Source organism: Tenacibaculum litoreum (assembly GCF_964513915.1).
Classification (GTDB): domain Bacteria; phylum Bacteroidota; class Bacteroidia; order Flavobacteriales; family Flavobacteriaceae; genus Polaribacter; species Polaribacter litoreum.
In genome coordinates, this window is sequence record NZ_CAZEQS010000003.1 from 90,492 (window position 1) to 107,483 (window position 16,992).

The 16,992-nt window shown below is 31.7% G+C and carries 16 protein-coding genes; 9 read left to right on the forward strand and 7 right to left on the reverse strand.

Annotation, left to right across the window (positions count from 1 at the left end; translation table 11 throughout):
• Positions 1-163: 163 nt before the first annotated feature.
• The 4 genes from ACKTTR_RS06600 (at position 164) to ACKTTR_RS06615 (ending at position 3,857) form a co-directional block, all read left to right on the forward strand.
• On the forward strand, positions 164-1,036 hold the full coding sequence (locus tag ACKTTR_RS06600; RefSeq protein ID WP_408027084.1) for a M57 family metalloprotease: 873 nt from the start codon (positions 164-166) through the stop codon (positions 1,034-1,036).
• A gap of 171 nt (positions 1,037-1,207) precedes the next feature.
• On the forward strand, positions 1,208-1,948 hold the full coding sequence (locus ACKTTR_RS06605) for a hypothetical protein (protein WP_408027085.1): 741 nt from the start codon (positions 1,208-1,210) through the stop codon (positions 1,946-1,948).
• A gap of 71 nt (positions 1,949-2,019) precedes the next feature.
• Positions 2,020-3,072, forward strand: coding sequence for a sensor histidine kinase (locus ACKTTR_RS06610; protein ID WP_408027086.1), 1,053 nt, complete (start codon positions 2,020-2,022; stop codon positions 3,070-3,072).
• A 2-nt stretch (positions 3,073-3,074) separates the two neighbouring features.
• Positions 3,075-3,857, forward strand: coding sequence for a LytR/AlgR family response regulator transcription factor (locus tag ACKTTR_RS06615; RefSeq protein ID WP_408027087.1), 783 nt, complete (start codon positions 3,075-3,077; stop codon positions 3,855-3,857).
• Between the two features lie 283 nt (positions 3,858-4,140).
• Here ACKTTR_RS06615 and ACKTTR_RS06620 read toward each other — a convergent pair whose 3' ends face one another.
• The 4 genes from ACKTTR_RS06620 to ACKTTR_RS06635 form a co-directional block, all read right to left on the reverse strand.
• Complete coding sequence (locus tag ACKTTR_RS06620) at positions 4,141-4,509, reverse strand: nuclear transport factor 2 family protein (protein WP_408027088.1); 369 nt, start codon at positions 4,507-4,509, stop codon at positions 4,141-4,143.
• An 11-nt stretch (positions 4,510-4,520) separates the two neighbouring features.
• The gene (locus tag ACKTTR_RS06625) at positions 4,521-5,264 is read right to left on the reverse strand and encodes an SDR family NAD(P)-dependent oxidoreductase (RefSeq protein ID WP_408027089.1); all 744 of its coding nucleotides are present in this window, start codon (positions 5,262-5,264) and stop codon (positions 4,521-4,523) included.
• Between the two features lie 5 nt (positions 5,265-5,269).
• Positions 5,270-5,464: a tautomerase family protein gene (locus ACKTTR_RS06630; protein WP_047789068.1), complete on the reverse strand. Its 195-nt coding sequence runs from the start codon at positions 5,462-5,464 to the stop codon at positions 5,270-5,272.
• Between the two features lie 118 nt (positions 5,465-5,582).
• Positions 5,583-6,146 carry a Crp/Fnr family transcriptional regulator gene (locus tag ACKTTR_RS06635; RefSeq protein WP_408027090.1) on the reverse strand — a complete coding sequence of 188 codons (564 nt, stop codon included), beginning with the start codon at positions 6,144-6,146 and terminating at the stop codon, positions 5,583-5,585.
• Positions 6,147-7,083: 937 nt separating this feature from the next.
• On the opposite strand from ACKTTR_RS06635, the gene tssD reads away from it, so the two are divergent.
• The 4 genes from tssD to ACKTTR_RS06655 all read left to right on the forward strand — a co-directional run bounded on the left by tssD (position 7,084) and on the right by ACKTTR_RS06655 (position 9,513).
• Entirely contained in the window at positions 7,084-7,569 is a 486-nt protein-coding gene (tssD, locus tag ACKTTR_RS06640; protein WP_408027091.1) for a type VI secretion system tube protein TssD, read from the forward strand.
• Position 7,570: 1 nt separating this feature from the next.
• The gene (locus tag ACKTTR_RS06645; protein ID WP_408027092.1) at positions 7,571-8,749 is read left to right on the forward strand and encodes a hypothetical protein; all 1,179 of its coding nucleotides are present in this window, start codon (positions 7,571-7,573) and stop codon (positions 8,747-8,749) included.
• Entirely contained in the window at positions 8,746-9,099 is a 354-nt protein-coding gene (locus tag ACKTTR_RS06650) for a hypothetical protein (RefSeq protein WP_408027093.1), read from the forward strand. The genes ACKTTR_RS06645 and ACKTTR_RS06650 overlap by 4 nt, the downstream gene beginning before the upstream one ends.
• Before the next feature lie 69 nt (positions 9,100-9,168).
• The gene (locus tag ACKTTR_RS06655; protein WP_408027094.1) at positions 9,169-9,513 is read left to right on the forward strand and encodes a hypothetical protein; all 345 of its coding nucleotides are present in this window, start codon (positions 9,169-9,171) and stop codon (positions 9,511-9,513) included.
• 586 nt (positions 9,514-10,099) lie between these two features.
• On the opposite strand, the gene ACKTTR_RS06660 is transcribed toward ACKTTR_RS06655, so the two are convergent.
• The 3 genes from ACKTTR_RS06660 to ACKTTR_RS06670 all read right to left on the reverse strand — a co-directional run bounded on the left by ACKTTR_RS06660 (position 10,100) and on the right by ACKTTR_RS06670 (position 14,931).
• On the reverse strand, positions 10,100-10,801 hold the full coding sequence (locus tag ACKTTR_RS06660) for an HU family DNA-binding protein (RefSeq protein WP_408027095.1): 702 nt from the start codon (positions 10,799-10,801) through the stop codon (positions 10,100-10,102).
• A gap of 380 nt (positions 10,802-11,181) precedes the next feature.
• Positions 11,182-12,921: a UvrD-helicase domain-containing protein gene (locus ACKTTR_RS06665; RefSeq protein ID WP_408027096.1), complete on the reverse strand. Its 1,740-nt coding sequence runs from the start codon at positions 12,919-12,921 to the stop codon at positions 11,182-11,184.
• Positions 12,922-12,927: 6 nt separating this feature from the next.
• Positions 12,928-14,931: an AAA family ATPase gene (locus tag ACKTTR_RS06670; RefSeq protein ID WP_408027097.1), complete on the reverse strand. Its 2,004-nt coding sequence runs from the start codon at positions 14,929-14,931 to the stop codon at positions 12,928-12,930.
• Positions 14,932-15,281: 350 nt separating this feature from the next.
• Between ACKTTR_RS06670 and ACKTTR_RS06675 the strand changes: the two genes are divergently transcribed.
• Entirely contained in the window at positions 15,282-16,955 is a 1,674-nt protein-coding gene (locus tag ACKTTR_RS06675) for a hypothetical protein (protein WP_408027098.1), read from the forward strand.
• The last annotated feature ends 37 nt before the right edge of the window (positions 16,956-16,992 follow it).

The following is a 16,992-nucleotide window of genomic DNA, read 5'->3' on the forward strand; positions in this document are numbered from 1 at the left end:
AGCGTGTTTGTTAATTGTTTAAAAAACCGCTACTTTGTTTAATATTTAATATTTTATGATTTTTCTGTTTAAATATTCTTTTTTTTAACACTTTTTACGGTTTTGTTTTAAAAATATGGATCTAAAGTGTAGATTTACAGCGAATTAAAAAACCCTTCATATTATGAAAAAAACAAAATTAGCCCTAATTATGGGCTTGTCTGTAGGTGTGTTCTTCACCTCATGTTCAAGTGAAAACGAACAAATTAAAGAGTCAGGAGTTATAGAGCAATCTAGCGATAACCCAGGACTTAAACCAGTACCTCAAGAGGTAGTTGACGCCGTAGCTAAATTAGAGCTAAATGTAGATCATATTCGTTATGATAATTTTTACTTTCCTGATGGAACTTCAGAAGTACGCTTATTCTTAGAAGAGGATGTTGTAATGACAGAACAAGAATTATTCACTTTGGCAGATGCTAAGGATGAGAATCAATCTGGTCGTCAATACTCAACCAACAGTTTGGTATCTCAAGGTAGAAATATTTCTATCATAGGATATACAGGTGGTGGTGGATACGGTCTTTCTAGTAAAGAGCAAACAGCATTACAATGGGCGGTAGACAATTATAACCGTTTAAGTGGTGTGTCTATTAGCTTTACCCTAAGCTTTGGTACAGATTATTCTAACAAAGATATGGTAGTATACCGAAATCCAAATCAATCTGGATCAGGTGGTAGCGCAGGTTTTCCAAGTGGAGGTTTACCTTACAAATGGGTACAAATCTACGGATTATCAGGGTACACAACGAATGTAAACGAGCATGTAATTACACATGAAATAGGACATTCAGTAGGATTTAGACATACAGATTGGTTTAGCCGTCAAAGTTGTGGACAAAATACTAACGAAGGTACTGCTGGTGTAGGAGCTAACCATGTGTCTGGTACACCAACAGGATACGATCCAACTTCAATTATGTTAGCGTGCTTTAGCTCTAACGAAGATGGAGAGTTTAATGGTAATGATATTACAGCACTACAAAACATGTACTAAGAATTAACTAACCTTAATACATATTGTAAACCACCGATTAAAGTCGGTGGTTTTTTTATTGCATATATTCCTTAGTTCATCATTTATTTTCCTGAGCTTATAAAAAAGACGTTTTAAAAAACGTAAGATCAAAATACTTTTGAGGTATCTAATTATAAAAAACACACCATTATGAACCCAAAAAGAGAACTTATTTTTTTAAGAACATTTGCAGTAAGTGTAACAGCACTAATAGGAGTTTTAACTACTGTAGCCTTTAAAAATAAAGGAAATACACAGTTTGATACCATTGATGTAAAAAGAATTAATATCATAGAAAATGACGGAACGGTAAAAATGCTTATTACTAATGCGGCAAATTTTCCTAGCAAAGGCGATGAAATTAACGGAAGAGTATATCACGAAAGAAAAAAGAGAGCAGGAATGCTTTTTTATAACGAAGAAGGTATAGAGTGCGGCGGATTTATTTATGATGGTAAAAAAACTGAAAAAGGACATAGTTCAGGATTATCGTTAACGTTTGATCAATACGATGGAGATCAAGTAATGCAACTCATAACTACTGATGCAAAGAGAGACGGAAAACGATACAAAGCAGGTAGGTTGGTGTTTAATGATAGAGGAGATAACGAAACCCAAGAAATGACTCAAAAAATAAGTAAAGAATTAAGAACAATTAACGATCCGGCTGAGAGAAGAGCTAAGTTTAAAGAATATCAACAAAAAGGAATGATAGGTGGAGTACCAAGAGTAGCTTTGGGACAAACACCAGGAAAACAAAACGGATTGTTTTTATATGATTCTAACGGAAAAACAAGAGCTAAGTTTATTATAGACGAGGATAATAAAATAAAATTAGAAGCCTATGATGAAAAAGGAAATACAGTAAGTACTTGGCCAGAAGATAAATAGAAATACTAGAGTTTGCGGTGAGATTCTTCCAAAAGTTTCATCGCAAATTTGATATATTTGTGAGTACTGATATGAAAACAAACACATCCTTTTTTAGAGAAAATGCTACATTTTTAATCTTTCTCTTCATCTTTTGCTGGATATTTATTCTAAAAAATCAATTTGGAGTTTCAAGTTCTTGGGAGGATTTTATTTTTCATCCAGATGCACCCTTTTGGTTTTTCTTAAAAGCAATTTTCATTTTCTGGTGGGTACGTTTTATTAAAACACGCATTAATAAAAGTTCTAAAAAACAAACACCGTTATTAAAAAAATACCTATTGTTTTTTGGAGTAGGATTGTTATCCTATTTGGTTATAGGAAATATTTTCGGCTTAATAATATCTTTTATTTTCGATACCTATTCCAGAAATTTTGGCTCCCTATATCACTTGGTGTATAAGAGTATAGGATCAATTATTGATTTTATAATCTTTGGAGGCTTTTCACTTGCTTATTTATATTATAAAGAAAATGTAGCCTATCAAAAACAAGTAATTGCTTATGAAATGAGTAAAGCAAGAAATGAAATAACACAATTAAAAACACAATTAAACCCTCACTTTTTATTTAATAATTTAAATGTTTTAGATCAGCTTATTGAAGAAGACACCGAAAGAGCTTCTCTGTTTTTAAATCGATTTGCAGAGTTATATAGGTATAGTTTACATAGTGCAGACAAACAATTGGTTTCATTAAAAGAAGAGTTGCTTTTTGCAGAAGGATATTTTAAGTTAATGGAAGAAAAATATCAGGGATATTATCAACTACACATAGCCCCAGTATTGTATACAAAAAACATTGTAGTACCACCATTTTGTTTACAAGTTCTTATAGAAAATGCAATCACTCATAATAAAGGAACATTTGAATCTCCTGTACATATTACCATTGCAGAGGATAAAGGAATTAAAGTAACGAATAACAAAGCGTTGTATTCTAAAAAAAGAAAAGGTAATGGAGTGGCGTTGGCTAACCTATCAAAACAATTTGAACTGCTTGCTGAAAATACTATTAAGATATCCAAAACTGAAAAAGAGTTTGAAGTTGTTTTACCATTAATACCATCCCATAAACCTGTTTAGAAATGATAAAAGCACTTATAGTTGAAGATGAGTTACCAGCTAGAAAAAAGCTAAAAAAATATATAGAAAGTTATCATGAACCTATTACTGTGGTAGATGAGTTTGAAACGGTAGAAGAGGTGTTTCAGTTTTTTGAATCAACTTCTGATATTGACTTAATTTTTTCTGACATAGAACTACGAGACGGTAATGTTTTTGATGCTTATAAAAAGCTAGCAATTCAAACACCAATTATATTTATTACAGCTTACAACCAGTTTTGGATGCATGCTTTTGAAACCAGTGGAATAGAGTATTTATTAAAACCTTATTCGTTTGAACGGTTTGAAAAAGCAGTAGACAAGTACTCAAGCTTAAAAAACTCAATGAAGGTTGAAAGTGACCATAATGTTTTACAAAAATTAGATGCTTACTTAGCAAATCAAACAGCTCAAACACCTAAAAGCTACCAAGACTTTATCGCTGTTAAATCCTCTCAGTATACCTATTTCTTAAAGATGGATGAGGTGGTGTATTTTCAAGCAGATTACGGAATTGTAACAGCATACGATACAAGTAATAAAAAACATGTATTAAATCAATCTTCTTTAAAAATGTTAGAAGAAATGATAAACCCTAACGTGTTTTTTAAAATTAATAGGAGTGAACTGCTTAATAGAAACTATATAGAAAAGATAAGTAGGTACAATAAAAATGTTGTGGCTATCAATCTAAAAAATAGCAAAACAGTTTTAAAAACCAGTCAAAACAAAACAGCAGAGTTTGCAAAGTGGTTAGGGTTATAAAATAGGTGATTGCATTCATTACGAGGAAGATATGACGAAGTAACCTGTTTGTTTAGAACTCAAAACTTAGAGATTGCTTCGCTTTAGTCTGTCTTGAGTCTTTCGACTTTGCTCAAGATAAACTTAAATCGAAAGGCTCGCAATGACGTTAACCTATACAATAGTATACTGTCATTCCGAACGGTAGGAGTAATCTCATTCAAAAGGGAAAAGCCATTTAATCTGATATAGTAATAAAAACAAAACGGTTTAGATAAACATCCAAACCGCTTTTGTTGCAATATTATTCTACATGCGTAAAAACCTTAGCTACAATTTTCCATTCATTCTCTATTTTGGTTAGAGATAGGTAGTCGTAATAATTATACCCTAACATTGGTACATGTAATTTTGCCATGGCAATTTTCCCCATAATATCAACTCCAATAATTTTCATGTTAAAAGATTCCTTCAAATCATTAGGACTTTGTCTGTTAGCAACTCCTTCAATATAATCTTCAGAACTTTTAAAATAATCAGCCCCCTTAATGTCTCCATAAATAGGAGCATTGTTATAAAAGCATGATTGAAGTTTTTTAATATCTCCATAAAAAATGCCCTCAAAGTAGTTCGTTACTAAAAGTTCTATTGCTGTTATATTTTCTTTATACATCCTTTTAATTTTTAAATAGCATGACCAACGGTGTGTCCACCAGCCACATTCATAGTTTCACCTGTAACAAAATTTGAAAAAGCTAAATAGTAAGCAGCTTCAGAAATATCAGTTACCTCACCAATACGGTTTAGTAAGTGTAACCCTGCTAAACTATCGGCATCTTCAATACCTATTTTTCCTTGTAAGGGACTTCTAATAATACCCGGAGCAATAGTGTTTACTTTAATATTATCATTTCCAAACTCAGCAGCTAACTGTCTGGTTAAGGCGTGAATAGCACCTTTGCTCATTAAAGGAGCAGTAGCAGGAAAACCAGCAATAGCATGATCTACTAAAACAGTGCCTATATTTATAATAGCTCCATTTTTTTGTTCCACCATACTTGGAATAACAGCTTGAGAAGCAAAGTAAGTTCCCTTTAAATTCACATTCCAGTACAACTCTAAATCGCTTTCCTCAACCTCTAAAAAAGGTTTAGGAGCAAAGATTCCTGCGTTGTTAATTAACACATCTAAACCGTTAAATTTTTCTAAAGCTAAGGCCACTAGTTGTTTACTCGTTTCCTGTTTACTAATGTCTCCAACAAGAAGCGCAGCGTTTACCGGACTACCTAAGTCTTTATAAGCTTTTTGTAAGTTTTCTTCGGTAGAAGCATTCATTACTACATTGCATCCTTTTTCTATAAAAAGTTTAGCAATTTCTTTACCAATACCTGTTGAAGCTCCTGTAATAATTGCAGTTTTGTTTTTCATGAGTCTTATTTTTTAGTTCCTAAATATTGTTTACCATCGTGCCCCCAATTACCTAAAGGAATTTCTTCAATTACAATATGGGTAGTTGCAGGATTTTTTTGAAGTACATCAACTAAAAGCTGTGTTGTTCCTTCAATAAGTTGACGTTTTTGTTCTTGGGTTACCTGTTCGTCGGTAACTTTAATGTTTACAAAAGGCATAATAATATGTTTTAAAATTATGCTACAAAGTTGCGGTGGATACACAACTTTACACAGGAGCTATGTCACACCTTTAAAGTGATGTATGTCACATACAAACAATAAGAAATATTAAAAACTAAGAATTAAGCCTGCTAAGAGTTTCTCTAGAAACGCCTAAATAAGCAGCAATCATTTTTTTAGGAACACGTTGAAAAAGGGTAGGGTATTGTTCTAACAGCTGGTTGTATCGTTCTTTTGCAGAATTTTGTAAGAGCGATACAATTCTCTTTTGAAGAGCTATTCTGCCCATTTTACTCTTTTTAGCCCAAAAACGTTCCATTTTGTGCATAGAGGCAGTAAGTTTATCACGGTTTTCGTAAGTAATGTATAGTAGTTCGCAATCTTCAATACAATCAATTGCAGTTTTAGAAGGTAGTTGCTTTACAAACGATTCATAATCGGTAATCCACCAATTTTCCATAGCAAATTGAAGAATATGCTCTTTACCGCTATCCTCAATAAAATAGCTCTTTACACAACCTTTAACAACCCAATATTCTTTATTTGCAATTTCGCCCTCTTGCAGTAAATATTGATGTTTACGTTTAGTAATAGGCTGAAAAAAACTGAGAATATAAGTGAATTCCTCATCAGTAAGAGGTATAATTTCTTCAATATGTCGTCGTAAAGGATGTGTCATTAAGACGGTACTATTTTCTTTTTACTATATGCAAATATAGTTGTAAAGTAAGTAGTATTAGAAAAAAAGTGTTTTTGCATACCGTCATTACGAGGAGGGTGTGACGAAGTAATCTGTAAGTAGGTAACTCTAAACTTAGAGATTACTACGCTTTATTCATAATGACTATATGTTTTATGACCTTCAAGAAAATCTTTGAAAATCAAGACAGCAGCGGTGGATGTAAGATAAAAAGCTGTTTGAGCGGTAGCGAGTTCTTTTTATCAGTGGAAGGTGTCGTAGTATTTTCTTACGATTTTATTGTAAGTCTTGATTTTTGTTTCTTTTTATCAAGAAAAAGAATATAAAACTCCTTTTTATCGTCATAACGAGGAGGATACGACGAAGTAATCTGCTTATTTAGAATTTTAAACATAAAGATTTAGCCACTTACGGTTTCTCCCTCTAGTTGAAATGATATTAACAAACGGCAAACCGTCATTCCGAACGGTAGTGAGGAATCTCACTCAAAAGTGTTACTCTTATTCTTTTATTGTAATCCCTGTCAGTTCGAGTGATTTTTATTGAGTGATAACGAAATAAAAATTGTATCGAGAACTATTCGAATAGTTCTAAACTTATACCTCCAAACATAAATATTACTTTAGACTGATCGAAATGACGTCATAACGAGGAGCAATAACGACGTGGTTATCTCATTATTTAAAAGTCTATACTCTAACAGCGAAGAAATCTTTTGTATTGAGGCTAATTTTGAACAATGTTAGTATAAGTACCTATTAAGTACAAACAAAGTACATGTTTCGTATTTGGTTAGTACAAAGAGATTTAATGAAAAATGTTCTGGTTTTTTTAACGAAAAAATTGTAGGTTTGATACGTTGAAATTGCTAAGGATTACTTCAACAAAGAAAAAAATATAACTAAAAAGCGATGCTATGAAATATAGAACTATGCTGTTGTTTAATAACAGAGAGATAGAAGTACTAACCTATAACTTTGGTTTTAATAGAAATATAAACGTTTCTGACCAACCCACAAGCTCCGCAAACTTTGCAGGTTTAGAATTAGAAATAGAATCTGGTGGTAATACCGATATTGAAGAATGGGCTTGTAAAGAAAATGCTATAGACCAACTAGAGTTAAAAATATACTACCCATATTTAAAAGGAGGCTCTAAAAAAATGACTTTTTTTGATTGTTACCTAAAGAAATACGAAACAGTATTTTCTAATACAAACGATCAGCCTATAAAAGACCGATTAATTATTACGTGTGCAGGAGTAAAAATGCCTAACGCTTCGCTAGAATATTCTACCTATTGGAGAAAAACACTTTCTGGAGCCCAAAACGAAGTAACTAATAATGGCAGTACCGTTTCTAGTGACGGTACAAACTTTAGTGTAACCCCAAAATTATCGTAATATGCCAAGTTTTGTCCCCCTAGGAATTGCTGATTACAGCGGAAATAATGAAAGAGGCTTTGTACAATTTACTTACCAAATAGCCGATAATAACGCCAAAGAACTAACGCTACAAATTAGAGATGGAAACTCGGTGATTTATGAAGAAAAAATAACTGATGCTAACAAACTAAAACAAGGAGAACACATTTGGAAGTGGGATGGGTTTGATAGCGGAGGAATTTTAGACACTGCTAAACTAACACAATACGAAAATTTAAACCTGTATACTATTGGAGTAGATAACTCAAATAACTATAGCAGAAAAAAGTTAGATTTTAGTATGCGTTACGATGAGGTTAAATGGGTTGATGTAAAGATTGATAAAAACTCTAAAAGAATAGATGTTACACTACGTGTTAACTTAAAAGATGGAGGAGCAAGAGGGTTAGAGTGTAGAGAAGTTATACAAAGAGATCATCTTAACCCGGGAATGAGAACTTCAAAAGAAGTATGTCCTTGGGATGAAATACCTCAGGGAGACTTGATTACTGGTAAACCTCCTTTAACAGCACGTACAAGAAGTTTTGAAGACTTAGAAAGGTTGGCTTTAGATGGTATTAATTATCACTGGGGCAGAAACAGTGGGAACTACATAGCAAAAGATGTTGATATTGATGGTGAAAAATACGAAGTTTATGTAAATGCAATAAATACAACGGAGAAAGCAATGGATGATGTTAGTCTAATTTTTAATACTAACAATTCTTGGATGCGTTCGGGAAACCCAGGAACTGTAGAAGACCCTATCTCTTTTGTAGGAAATATTTTCTCTAGAGAAGCTGTGTGTTATAATGTTGGGTATATTTATGAGTATTTTTACAAAAATAATTGGGATTATCAAACTTCAATTAATGAAGATAACGAGTTCAAAGAAACTTCAGCGCATGAAATAGGGCACACTATTTTAAAAGCGTATGGAGGCACATTTTATTCGTATGGTCACAAAGGAAGTGTAAATACCGTTACTCAAAGTAGAAATTCTTCAGCTCCTTCTTATCCTTCTTCAGGAGAGATAGATATAATGCCTTATTATAGAAATACACCACACCCTCCTTACAATAAGTCATATAATAGAACAATTGCATCAACAAAAGATGTTCTCTCATTAATTTGGTTGTCAAAATTATCTCTAAAATGAAAAAAATATATCTATTATCCGTAATACTATGTATAACCTCTTGCTCGTCTTATTTTTCGAGAAGTTTTACTGAAGGAAATGTTTATAATTACAAAACAAAAAGGGCAATTGAAAATGCGATTGTTTTTGTTAAAAGTAATAATGAATATATTGAAGAAACTAAAACTAGTTCTAATGGAGGTTTTAGTTTTGAAGCAAAAAAACATTTTAAAATTGGATATGACTCTAGAGACTTATCAACTAAATTCTTTATAAAAAAAGGAAATTTAATCTCTGACACCTTAAGTTCCTATGGAGGAAACGATATTACTAAATATGACTCTATTTTCTTAAAACCAATTAATAAGTAATAGTATCTAAACTCTGATATTAATAGAAGTTAGCTTTGTATAAAGTATCAGGTTTGATATTTAATTATAATGAAAAAGTTATTTTTATTTACTCTCTTGTTGTTTTTACTTTCTTGTAAGAAAAAGATAGACTATTATCACGGTTATATTTATAGTAAAGAGAAAAAGCCTTTAAGAAACTTAAAAGTAGTAGAAGACGACACCCTTAAAACTTTTAGTTTAACAGATGAAAAGGGATACTTTAACATACCAGAGTTAAATAGTTTCGGAGGTAATTTAGTTGTATACACAGAAAATAATAAGGTGATTGATACTATATATACGATATTCTCAAATCGTGGAGAAAAATTGAATTATCGTTTTATTAATGGAAAAAGCGACACTCTTTTTATAGACACGAGTAGGTTTAAATAGTTGTAGAAATCTCATTCAAGGATGCTACCATACCTTTTTAATGTTACTACGAACGCGGTATGAGGAGTCTGTTTATTTAGAACTCACAACTTAGAGATTGCTTCGCTTTAGCCTGTCTTGAGCAACAGCCGAAAGGCTCGCAATGACGTTAACAAACAGCAAACCGTCATTCCGAACGATAGAGAGAAACCGTAAGGTTCAGCGTAGCTAAATCTCACTCAAAAGAGTTACCCTTATTCTTTTATTGTAATCACTGTCAGTTCGAGTGATTTTTATTGAGTGATAACGAAGTAAAAATAGTATCGAGAACTATTCGTCAAACATAAAAATTACTTCACACTATTTGCAATAACGTCATAACGAAGAGCGATAAAACACCCTATAAAACATTGAGAATTTTGTTAGTTATACTAGTAAACACCTCATACCCATTAAAAACTATAATAAAAAGAGTATATAACATAAAAAAGTACGAGCATACAGCTCGTACTTTTTACGTTATAAAATTTTGTTTGAAACATCAAACACTACTGTTGTCTGTTACATAACAGTAGTGTTTGGTGTTAAACAACAGTACTGTTGTTAATTAAGCAACAGTAAGACTAAATGTAGAATCACCTACCATAATATCCTTTAAAAAGCGTTCAGAGTTTCCTGTTGCCTGCGTTTTAACTCTAACACGATAGTTACCAGCAGCAAGGGTAGGAGCTTGACCAATAATCTTCTTATAGCTGTTTTGTGCCAAATAAGAAACTTTGGTTTCGGTACCATCTTCGGCAACAAAATACAAACCAACTTCAGGTAAGTCACCAGCAATCTTTAAACGCAAACCATTCAGCTCAAACAATCCGTTGGCAGATAAGGTAGTATTCGTAGTTGCTGTAGTAATATCTTTTAAATTATTAATAACCGTGTTGGTAATAGGAGCAGTTACTTTTTGTAGCGGAATATCGTCTTTAATTTCGTTGATTAACTTTCCGCTGTTGAGGTTTACGTGTAGTTTATGAGTTTCAGGATTAAAACCATCCTCCTCGGTATCAAAAACTCCAGAAATAGAATACCCAATATTTAATAAAGGTAGGTTAATATTATCGCCGTCTTCTATCGACTCGATAATCTCTTCATAGTAAGAATTAAGCACCGCCACAATATCGGTTTTACTTACTAGGTTACGTTTACTCAACATTTTATCAATCAACTCGTCTTGATTAATAGTACGCTCTGTTAATACGCGTGCTGAGTAGTTAGTTTCATCGGTTAACTTGTTTTCAATTAAATAGTACTTCATCATATTGATTTTTAAATTACATACTTTTTCTTTTGAATCCTTTTTGGGGTAGTAACAGTCGGGGTATTGGAGCAATAACCAATACATGCCAAAACAATTACTAACCTTGGTGTTATTCATCACCAAATAGTCAGGTACAAGAGTACCTTAATAGCATTAACTTCGTAAAGATGTTGTAAAATTGAATGTGATTGAATAGTAATAAGAGATAGCAATTTACTTTTTACAAACAATTTTTATAGCTGACACTAAAATAGTTTTTTTTCGTTTTAACTCTCTGACTTTATGAGTTTTTTAACGTTTTAGGAAGTGTAGGGAAGGTATGGAAAAAGAAAACGCGGATGTGGAATCCGCGTTGTTTATACTTTTACCTCTAAAAACTAGATAGAAGAAATATTTTTAGGTAAAAACCATTTATTTAAAGTTGTTAAAGCCGGATCTGATAATTTTTGTGTAAATAAAACAGCTAATCTTTTTTTAGGTCTAGAACAGGATACGTAGAAAAGATTTCTATTACGTTCAAAAGCTTCGTTTTTGTTAGCAGGATAACCATTAGCTTCCCAACTTAGGAACTGATCCCAGTTATATTTATTCCATCCTCTACCACAGACGACTAACACATTTTCAAATTCAGCACCTTTAACACCATGATTAGTTGAGAATGGGGTTTTATCATCAATGTATTTTGCAAGCTCTATTATTTCTGAGTATTGAATAGACTTGAGTTTCTTTATTTTTGAGATAAATTCTTTATCAGTTTTATTTTTATATTCAGTCAAGTCTTTAAGTTGCAAGAATTTCTCTTCTGACTCTTCAATTTTAGCAGATAAACGAGGTTTTTGTGTTTCTATTAAGCAGTCAATAATATCTCCGATAGTACCTGTGTTTCTGAGATTAATTAACTTATTTAAACTTTCATTCCAAACTTTTTTATCATTATGATTTCTCAATCTGGGGGTTCTAATTCCAATTGCTTTTAACATTTCTCCATATTTTTTTTTATTGAAGTGCTCAGAAACTGGTTCAAGAATGTTTACAAGATAGTCTATGTATTTGTCTTGCATTTTAAGATAATCATCAGGGTATTTAAAAACTTTAGTTAGGTTACTATATCCCTGTTCTCGTGCAAGAACAGAATTAGTTAGCATTAAAATCTTAGTTTTTTCAGATGTAAATTCCCAACCTTCCTGTATAAGTTTATCTTTTACAATTCTAAAATAATTACCAACTTCACCCTCTGGTAGATCCCCTGTCCAATGTCCACCACCTTTACCATCTCGTCTTATACCTGTCCATTTATTTGTATGAAATACTTTAATTTCACCTGAGGATTTAGGGTCTTTTTCATTTTGATGAAGATTAGGGCGCATTCTATTTAGAAACTTAACAATGTTCTTTTCAGACCTAAAATTTGCATTCTTCCCAATTTCCTTAATCTTGTCAGAAGCCATTTTACCAATTCTATTATCATAAATTTTTTGCCAGTGATCTCCGAATAGTCCAATTTGAATACCAATATTAGACTCTATCAAATTTAATTTTATAGCTTTACCTAATTCTGAATCGGTATCTTGGTATTCATCAATAAATATTATAGGGTATTGATTCTTCAGAATATTTCTAAACTTCTCTTTTGAGAGAAAGGAAGTAAAAAGTTGTATTACATTATCATGATGAATATATATATATTTCTCCGATGCATTTCGATAACCTAAATCGTATACAATTTTTTGCTTTCTTAATCCGCCTGCATCATCAATTTTTTCATTAAGCTTATTATCTCCTAATAGAGGTATTTGTTCTCTCATTTGGGATTGAAAGCTTTTTAATATTGACCAACAGAAACCATGTATTGTATCAACTAAAACTATTGGATGATTGTCAATTCTACTTTTAATCTCATCTGTAGCAATATTGGTATAGGTAATGCATGCTATTTTTTGAGAGTTCTTTTTAAGTGTATCAGTTTTTGATTTTATTAAATATTTTAAAGCTTCTATTAGAGAGTATGTTTTACCTGCACCAGCACCAGCTTCAACACGAAATGAACTACTTTTATCTAATGCATTGTATATTTTTTTTAGAGTTTCTTCAGATGCTTTTTCAGCTGGGTTATTCATAGAATTCTATTTTATTAGATCGGTACTTAAAACTTTATTTGATTCATTTTCTGATAGCCATAATAAACCTTCTTTTATATATAGAGGAATCGTCCAATTCGATTTTTCATAGGCATATTTTATAGCAAAGTCAGTTTTCTTTGAACTATACTTTTTAGCTTTTTTAAAAGCTTTTATTTCTAAATTTTTTCCTTCAGTTTCAGATATTTTAAAAAGCTCAGGATTGGAAATTATAAAAGCATCTTCAAAACTTCGTCCACAACATCCTTTTGAATCTTCTTCAATTTGGTAAGCAATTCTTCTTACACCTTCAATTTTATCTTCTGTTTTTTTAGAACGAATTTTGGCTAAATCAACATTATTACTAGTATACTTAAACCATTTAATTAATCCACTGTTACTTGACTTTTCACCTATTGAAACAGGGCAAGCCTTGTATCTAATTCCTTTTTTTGTTTTTTCAGGCTTGGTTGAGTCAAGATCAGTTATTATTAATGTTTTTAACTCTAAATAGTCCAAGAATTTATAAAAGTGATGTGCGTATGCGCCACCAATTTCTACTATAGAGGTAAATTGATTAGAAAGGTTACATTCATCTAATTTTTTAATGAATTCAGGCATTAGAATTCTTTCGGTAGGTCCTTCAATCATAATGGCCTTATCTGCAAAGAATAAATCACATTTAGTTAAAGTTAGGTATTTATGAATAAAATTTTTGTCTGTTTCATTTTCTGACTTGCTAAATTCTTCATTAAGGTCTTTAATATATGTTTGTAATTCATTCTCTCCTTTGGAAAGAAAATAGCGTATAGATTCAAAGTCGGCTTCATTTGCTATGTGAGTTGAGTGTGTTGTTACAATAAATTGAACAGGCCAATTTTTTCCATTATTTAACTGTTTAGAAAATGTATCTGCAATTTCATAGAGTTTTCGAATAAAGACTTCTTGCATTTGAGGATGAAGATGAGCCTCTGGTTCTTCAATAAAAATCACATGATTTTTAGGCTGTATTTCATCGGATTGAAATTGCCTGAAGTAATCAAATAAATGAAATAAGATAAATATTAGGTTTCTTGAGCCTAATCCATTGTATGTTTCAGGAAGATTTATTCCATGAGGTTTCTCGTATAGTAGTTTCGTGTTTTTTTCAATAATAGTTTTAGCATCAAAAGTTGTTTTGGTAGTAAATTTTGAGTCACTTAACCCTGGGTATCCCATAATCTCTAGTGCTGGAATTAAAGCTTCAACTTTAGAATTAAAATCGGAATCCACAGTTGTTTGTATTTGTTTTACAACCATGTCCAGATCTTGTGATTTTTTTTGCATTTCATCTGGCGCAGAATCTTTAGAAGCGTTACTGAAAATACTACTAAGAACTTTTCCTAAAACATCATTTTCTTTTATAGTTTCATCATCTAACCAACGTTGTGCATTGATGAAATCTGTTCGAATTAAACGTTTGTAATTTTCAAATTCAGTTTTTGAAATATTAGTAGAATCTTGAGTATCAATAGCGATAATCTCAAAATCATAATACATCGGTATTCGTTCTCTTAAAACCTCAAATAAATCGTAAGTATTTTTATCTGTTAAGTCAGAGAAAAAAGCATCTATTTTTCCATCTTGTAGTCTGTATGATATTTTAATTTTAGCCTTTTCTATATTTTCATCTAGGTCAATTATAAAATTGCTAAGTACACCATAATCATCTTTGTTGTCAGAGTAATCTATGAGTAAAGACATATTAATACTTGGAAGTAATCTTCTTATTAAAGAATCATTTCTCTCATCCAATTTAGCTTTCAAAGCTTTTGAAAAACAAGAAAGAGAAGCAAGACTAAAATCTTCAAGTTTAAATTTATCTCTTTTGGAAAATCGTCGAAATATCTCAGTCAAAGAAGTCTTACCTGAGTTATTACGACCAACTATAACTGTTGTTTTATCCTGTAATGAAAGACTAACGTTTTTTAAAAGTCTGAAATTCTCTATTTTAATTTTCTCTATTTGCATATAAAACTATGTGTGAGTAGGTGAAAAAGGTGTTTTTTAATCAATAATATTTATGTGTAATTAGGCTTTTGACCTTAACAGTTATTAGAAATCCGACACAAAATATAAAACTAATACTAAGTGATCTTACGGTTTTCCGCAACACAAATTGCAGATATCCGCAAAACATACATTATTACACATATAATTACCATTTAATAACACAATAGTTATTATAGCTAATGATATTTTACTACTTTTAAAATGTTAATATGCAGTTGTATAGCGTTTTAATACATGTTGTACTAACAACATAAAAACAAGTATAGTTGTGTATAACAACAACCAACAAACTAAACTTTATAAATATTATGAAAACCCTGAGCACTTGCTTAGCACTCTTTTTTTATGTGCTTTGCGTTAACGGACAAACACAAACTATTAACTGTGAATCCGAAATAAAAAAGTTGAGTAGTACCTATGAAAACTACAACAAAACATTAGAAGAAAAGAAGCAAGAAATAGACGAAACAAAAAAGTCGATTACCCAAGAAAGTCTAGATAAGCTTAGTACTTTAATTAAAGACAGAAAAGCGTATATAGATTCACTAAACCTTACCTATACTAAATTTACTAGTTATAAAAATGTATGTACAAGCATTCCTGCTGATTCAATAACTAGTTGGTTTCCTCATAAAGAACCACCTACACGAGAAGCCATAGCCAAAGAAGCTGAACAAGAAGAAACGGTAGAAGAACCTGTAACCTACAGCTATTTTAACGAGGATGTAATTATTAGTGAAGACATTAACGGAGCAGAGAGGACATCTAGAGAGAAAAAAGTATTCAATCAGGTATTAAAGCAAGTAAATCAAGAAGCTTACTTTGGAGATATTACCATACCTAAAGAAGGGCAGGAGTTTTGTTTTTATGATAATGAGCATAAGCGCCAAGAAACAGCAAAGTATAAGTTTAAAAAGATAGATATTGAAATCCGTGATGGTAGCTTAGCAGATATCCAAGTATTGGTAGAGTATAAGGGAAGTTTACTATTGTTTGAAAATTATGTAGGGGTAAGTTTTTTACGATATGGGTATTGGGCATCTAAAAACTACCTTTTCTATTCACAAAAACAACCAACAACCAATGTTGATGAAAAAGAGTTTGAAAACCTTCGTATTCGTTTAAGTGATGTACTCATGTATAAGTATAAAATAGGAAACAACTACGTACCACACGACTTAACGTTAGAACTGCCTAAAGAAGATATTGATGGAAACGAAACCAACCTAACAGCACCAGCAACCTATCAAATAAAACAAGATACTTACTTAGATAAAATAGTAGAGCTACGTGCTTATACCGACTTTTTAGCACTCTTTGGTGAGTCTGACAACGGATTGGTGCAGTTAGAAGGAAGCGCGAAGTTTTATGTATTTCCTTTTTCAAGACAAATCTTTAGTTCTTCAATGCAGTTTGAGTTTTTAAAGTCGATTACACCTTACGTACACTACGCTAAGTTTGAGGAAGATAAAGGGTTGGTTGCCGCAACAGGTGGTGTAATAGGAAATACGTTAGATTTGGTAGAAAAACGCTTTTTAACCGTTGGAGGAGAAGTAAACTTCTTTGAAGTGTATCAAAAAAACTATCCTATGAAAATGAACTTTTTTGGTACGGTAGACTATAACTTAACAAGAGTTCAAAACGATACCCAAGGGGTAGAAAACTTAAAAGCATTGAGTTATGGAGGAGGAGTAAGTTTATCATCAAAACGATTTAACAACTTCGGATTCAATTACAAGTTAGGACTTCACTGGTTTGATTATAAAAGCTATAACGGGTCTAGTACTATAGATTTAGATTTTAAAGTACCCGTAGTAAAAAATCAAGCAGAGGTGTTTTATCACCCTAACAAAAACCCAAACCAAGCCATTTTTGCAAGACTAGTAACCTATAACTACAAAGGAAGCGAAAGCGATGAGGCCTTTTACCAATTTCAATTTGGATATAAGTTCTCCATAGGCTCAAGAACAGTAAAGAAATAAAACATAAAAAGAGGTTATTTGTTAAGAATAACCTCTT

What these genes read in the sequence shown, in the direction of transcription:
- ACKTTR_RS06610 (WP_408027086.1), top strand. Translation starts at nt 2,020, where the DNA reads ATGAAAACAAACACATCCTTTTTTAGAGAAAATGCTACATTTTTAATC.
- ACKTTR_RS06635 (WP_408027090.1), bottom strand. Translation starts at nt 6,146, where the DNA reads ATGACACATCCTTTACGACGACATATTGAAGAAATTATACCTCTTACT.
- ACKTTR_RS06645 (WP_408027092.1), top strand. Translation starts at nt 7,571, where the DNA reads ATGCCAAGTTTTGTCCCCCTAGGAATTGCTGATTACAGCGGAAATAAT.
- ACKTTR_RS06620 (WP_408027088.1), bottom strand. Translation starts at nt 4,509, where the DNA reads ATGTATAAAGAAAATATAACAGCAATAGAACTTTTAGTAACGAACTAC.
- ACKTTR_RS06600 (WP_408027084.1), top strand. Translation starts at nt 164, where the DNA reads ATGAAAAAAACAAAATTAGCCCTAATTATGGGCTTGTCTGTAGGTGTG.
- ACKTTR_RS06675 (WP_408027098.1), top strand. Translation starts at nt 15,282, where the DNA reads ATGAAAACCCTGAGCACTTGCTTAGCACTCTTTTTTTATGTGCTTTGC.
- ACKTTR_RS06670 (WP_408027097.1), bottom strand. Translation starts at nt 14,931, where the DNA reads ATGCAAATAGAGAAAATTAAAATAGAGAATTTCAGACTTTTAAAAAAC.
- ACKTTR_RS06665 (WP_408027096.1), bottom strand. Translation starts at nt 12,921, where the DNA reads ATGAATAACCCAGCTGAAAAAGCATCTGAAGAAACTCTAAAAAAAATA.
- ACKTTR_RS06660 (WP_408027095.1), bottom strand. Translation starts at nt 10,801, where the DNA reads ATGAAGTACTATTTAATTGAAAACAAGTTAACCGATGAAACTAACTAC.
- ACKTTR_RS06655 (WP_408027094.1), top strand. Translation starts at nt 9,169, where the DNA reads ATGAAAAAGTTATTTTTATTTACTCTCTTGTTGTTTTTACTTTCTTGT.
- tssD (WP_408027091.1), top strand. Translation starts at nt 7,084, where the DNA reads ATGAAATATAGAACTATGCTGTTGTTTAATAACAGAGAGATAGAAGTA.
- ACKTTR_RS06625 (WP_408027089.1), bottom strand. Translation starts at nt 5,264, where the DNA reads ATGAAAAACAAAACTGCAATTATTACAGGAGCTTCAACAGGTATTGGT.
- ACKTTR_RS06630 (WP_047789068.1), bottom strand. Translation starts at nt 5,464, where the DNA reads ATGCCTTTTGTAAACATTAAAGTTACCGACGAACAGGTAACCCAAGAA.
- ACKTTR_RS06650 (WP_408027093.1), top strand. Translation starts at nt 8,746, where the DNA reads ATGAAAAAAATATATCTATTATCCGTAATACTATGTATAACCTCTTGC.
- ACKTTR_RS06615 (WP_408027087.1), top strand. Translation starts at nt 3,075, where the DNA reads ATGATAAAAGCACTTATAGTTGAAGATGAGTTACCAGCTAGAAAAAAG.
- ACKTTR_RS06605 (WP_408027085.1), top strand. Translation starts at nt 1,208, where the DNA reads ATGAACCCAAAAAGAGAACTTATTTTTTTAAGAACATTTGCAGTAAGT.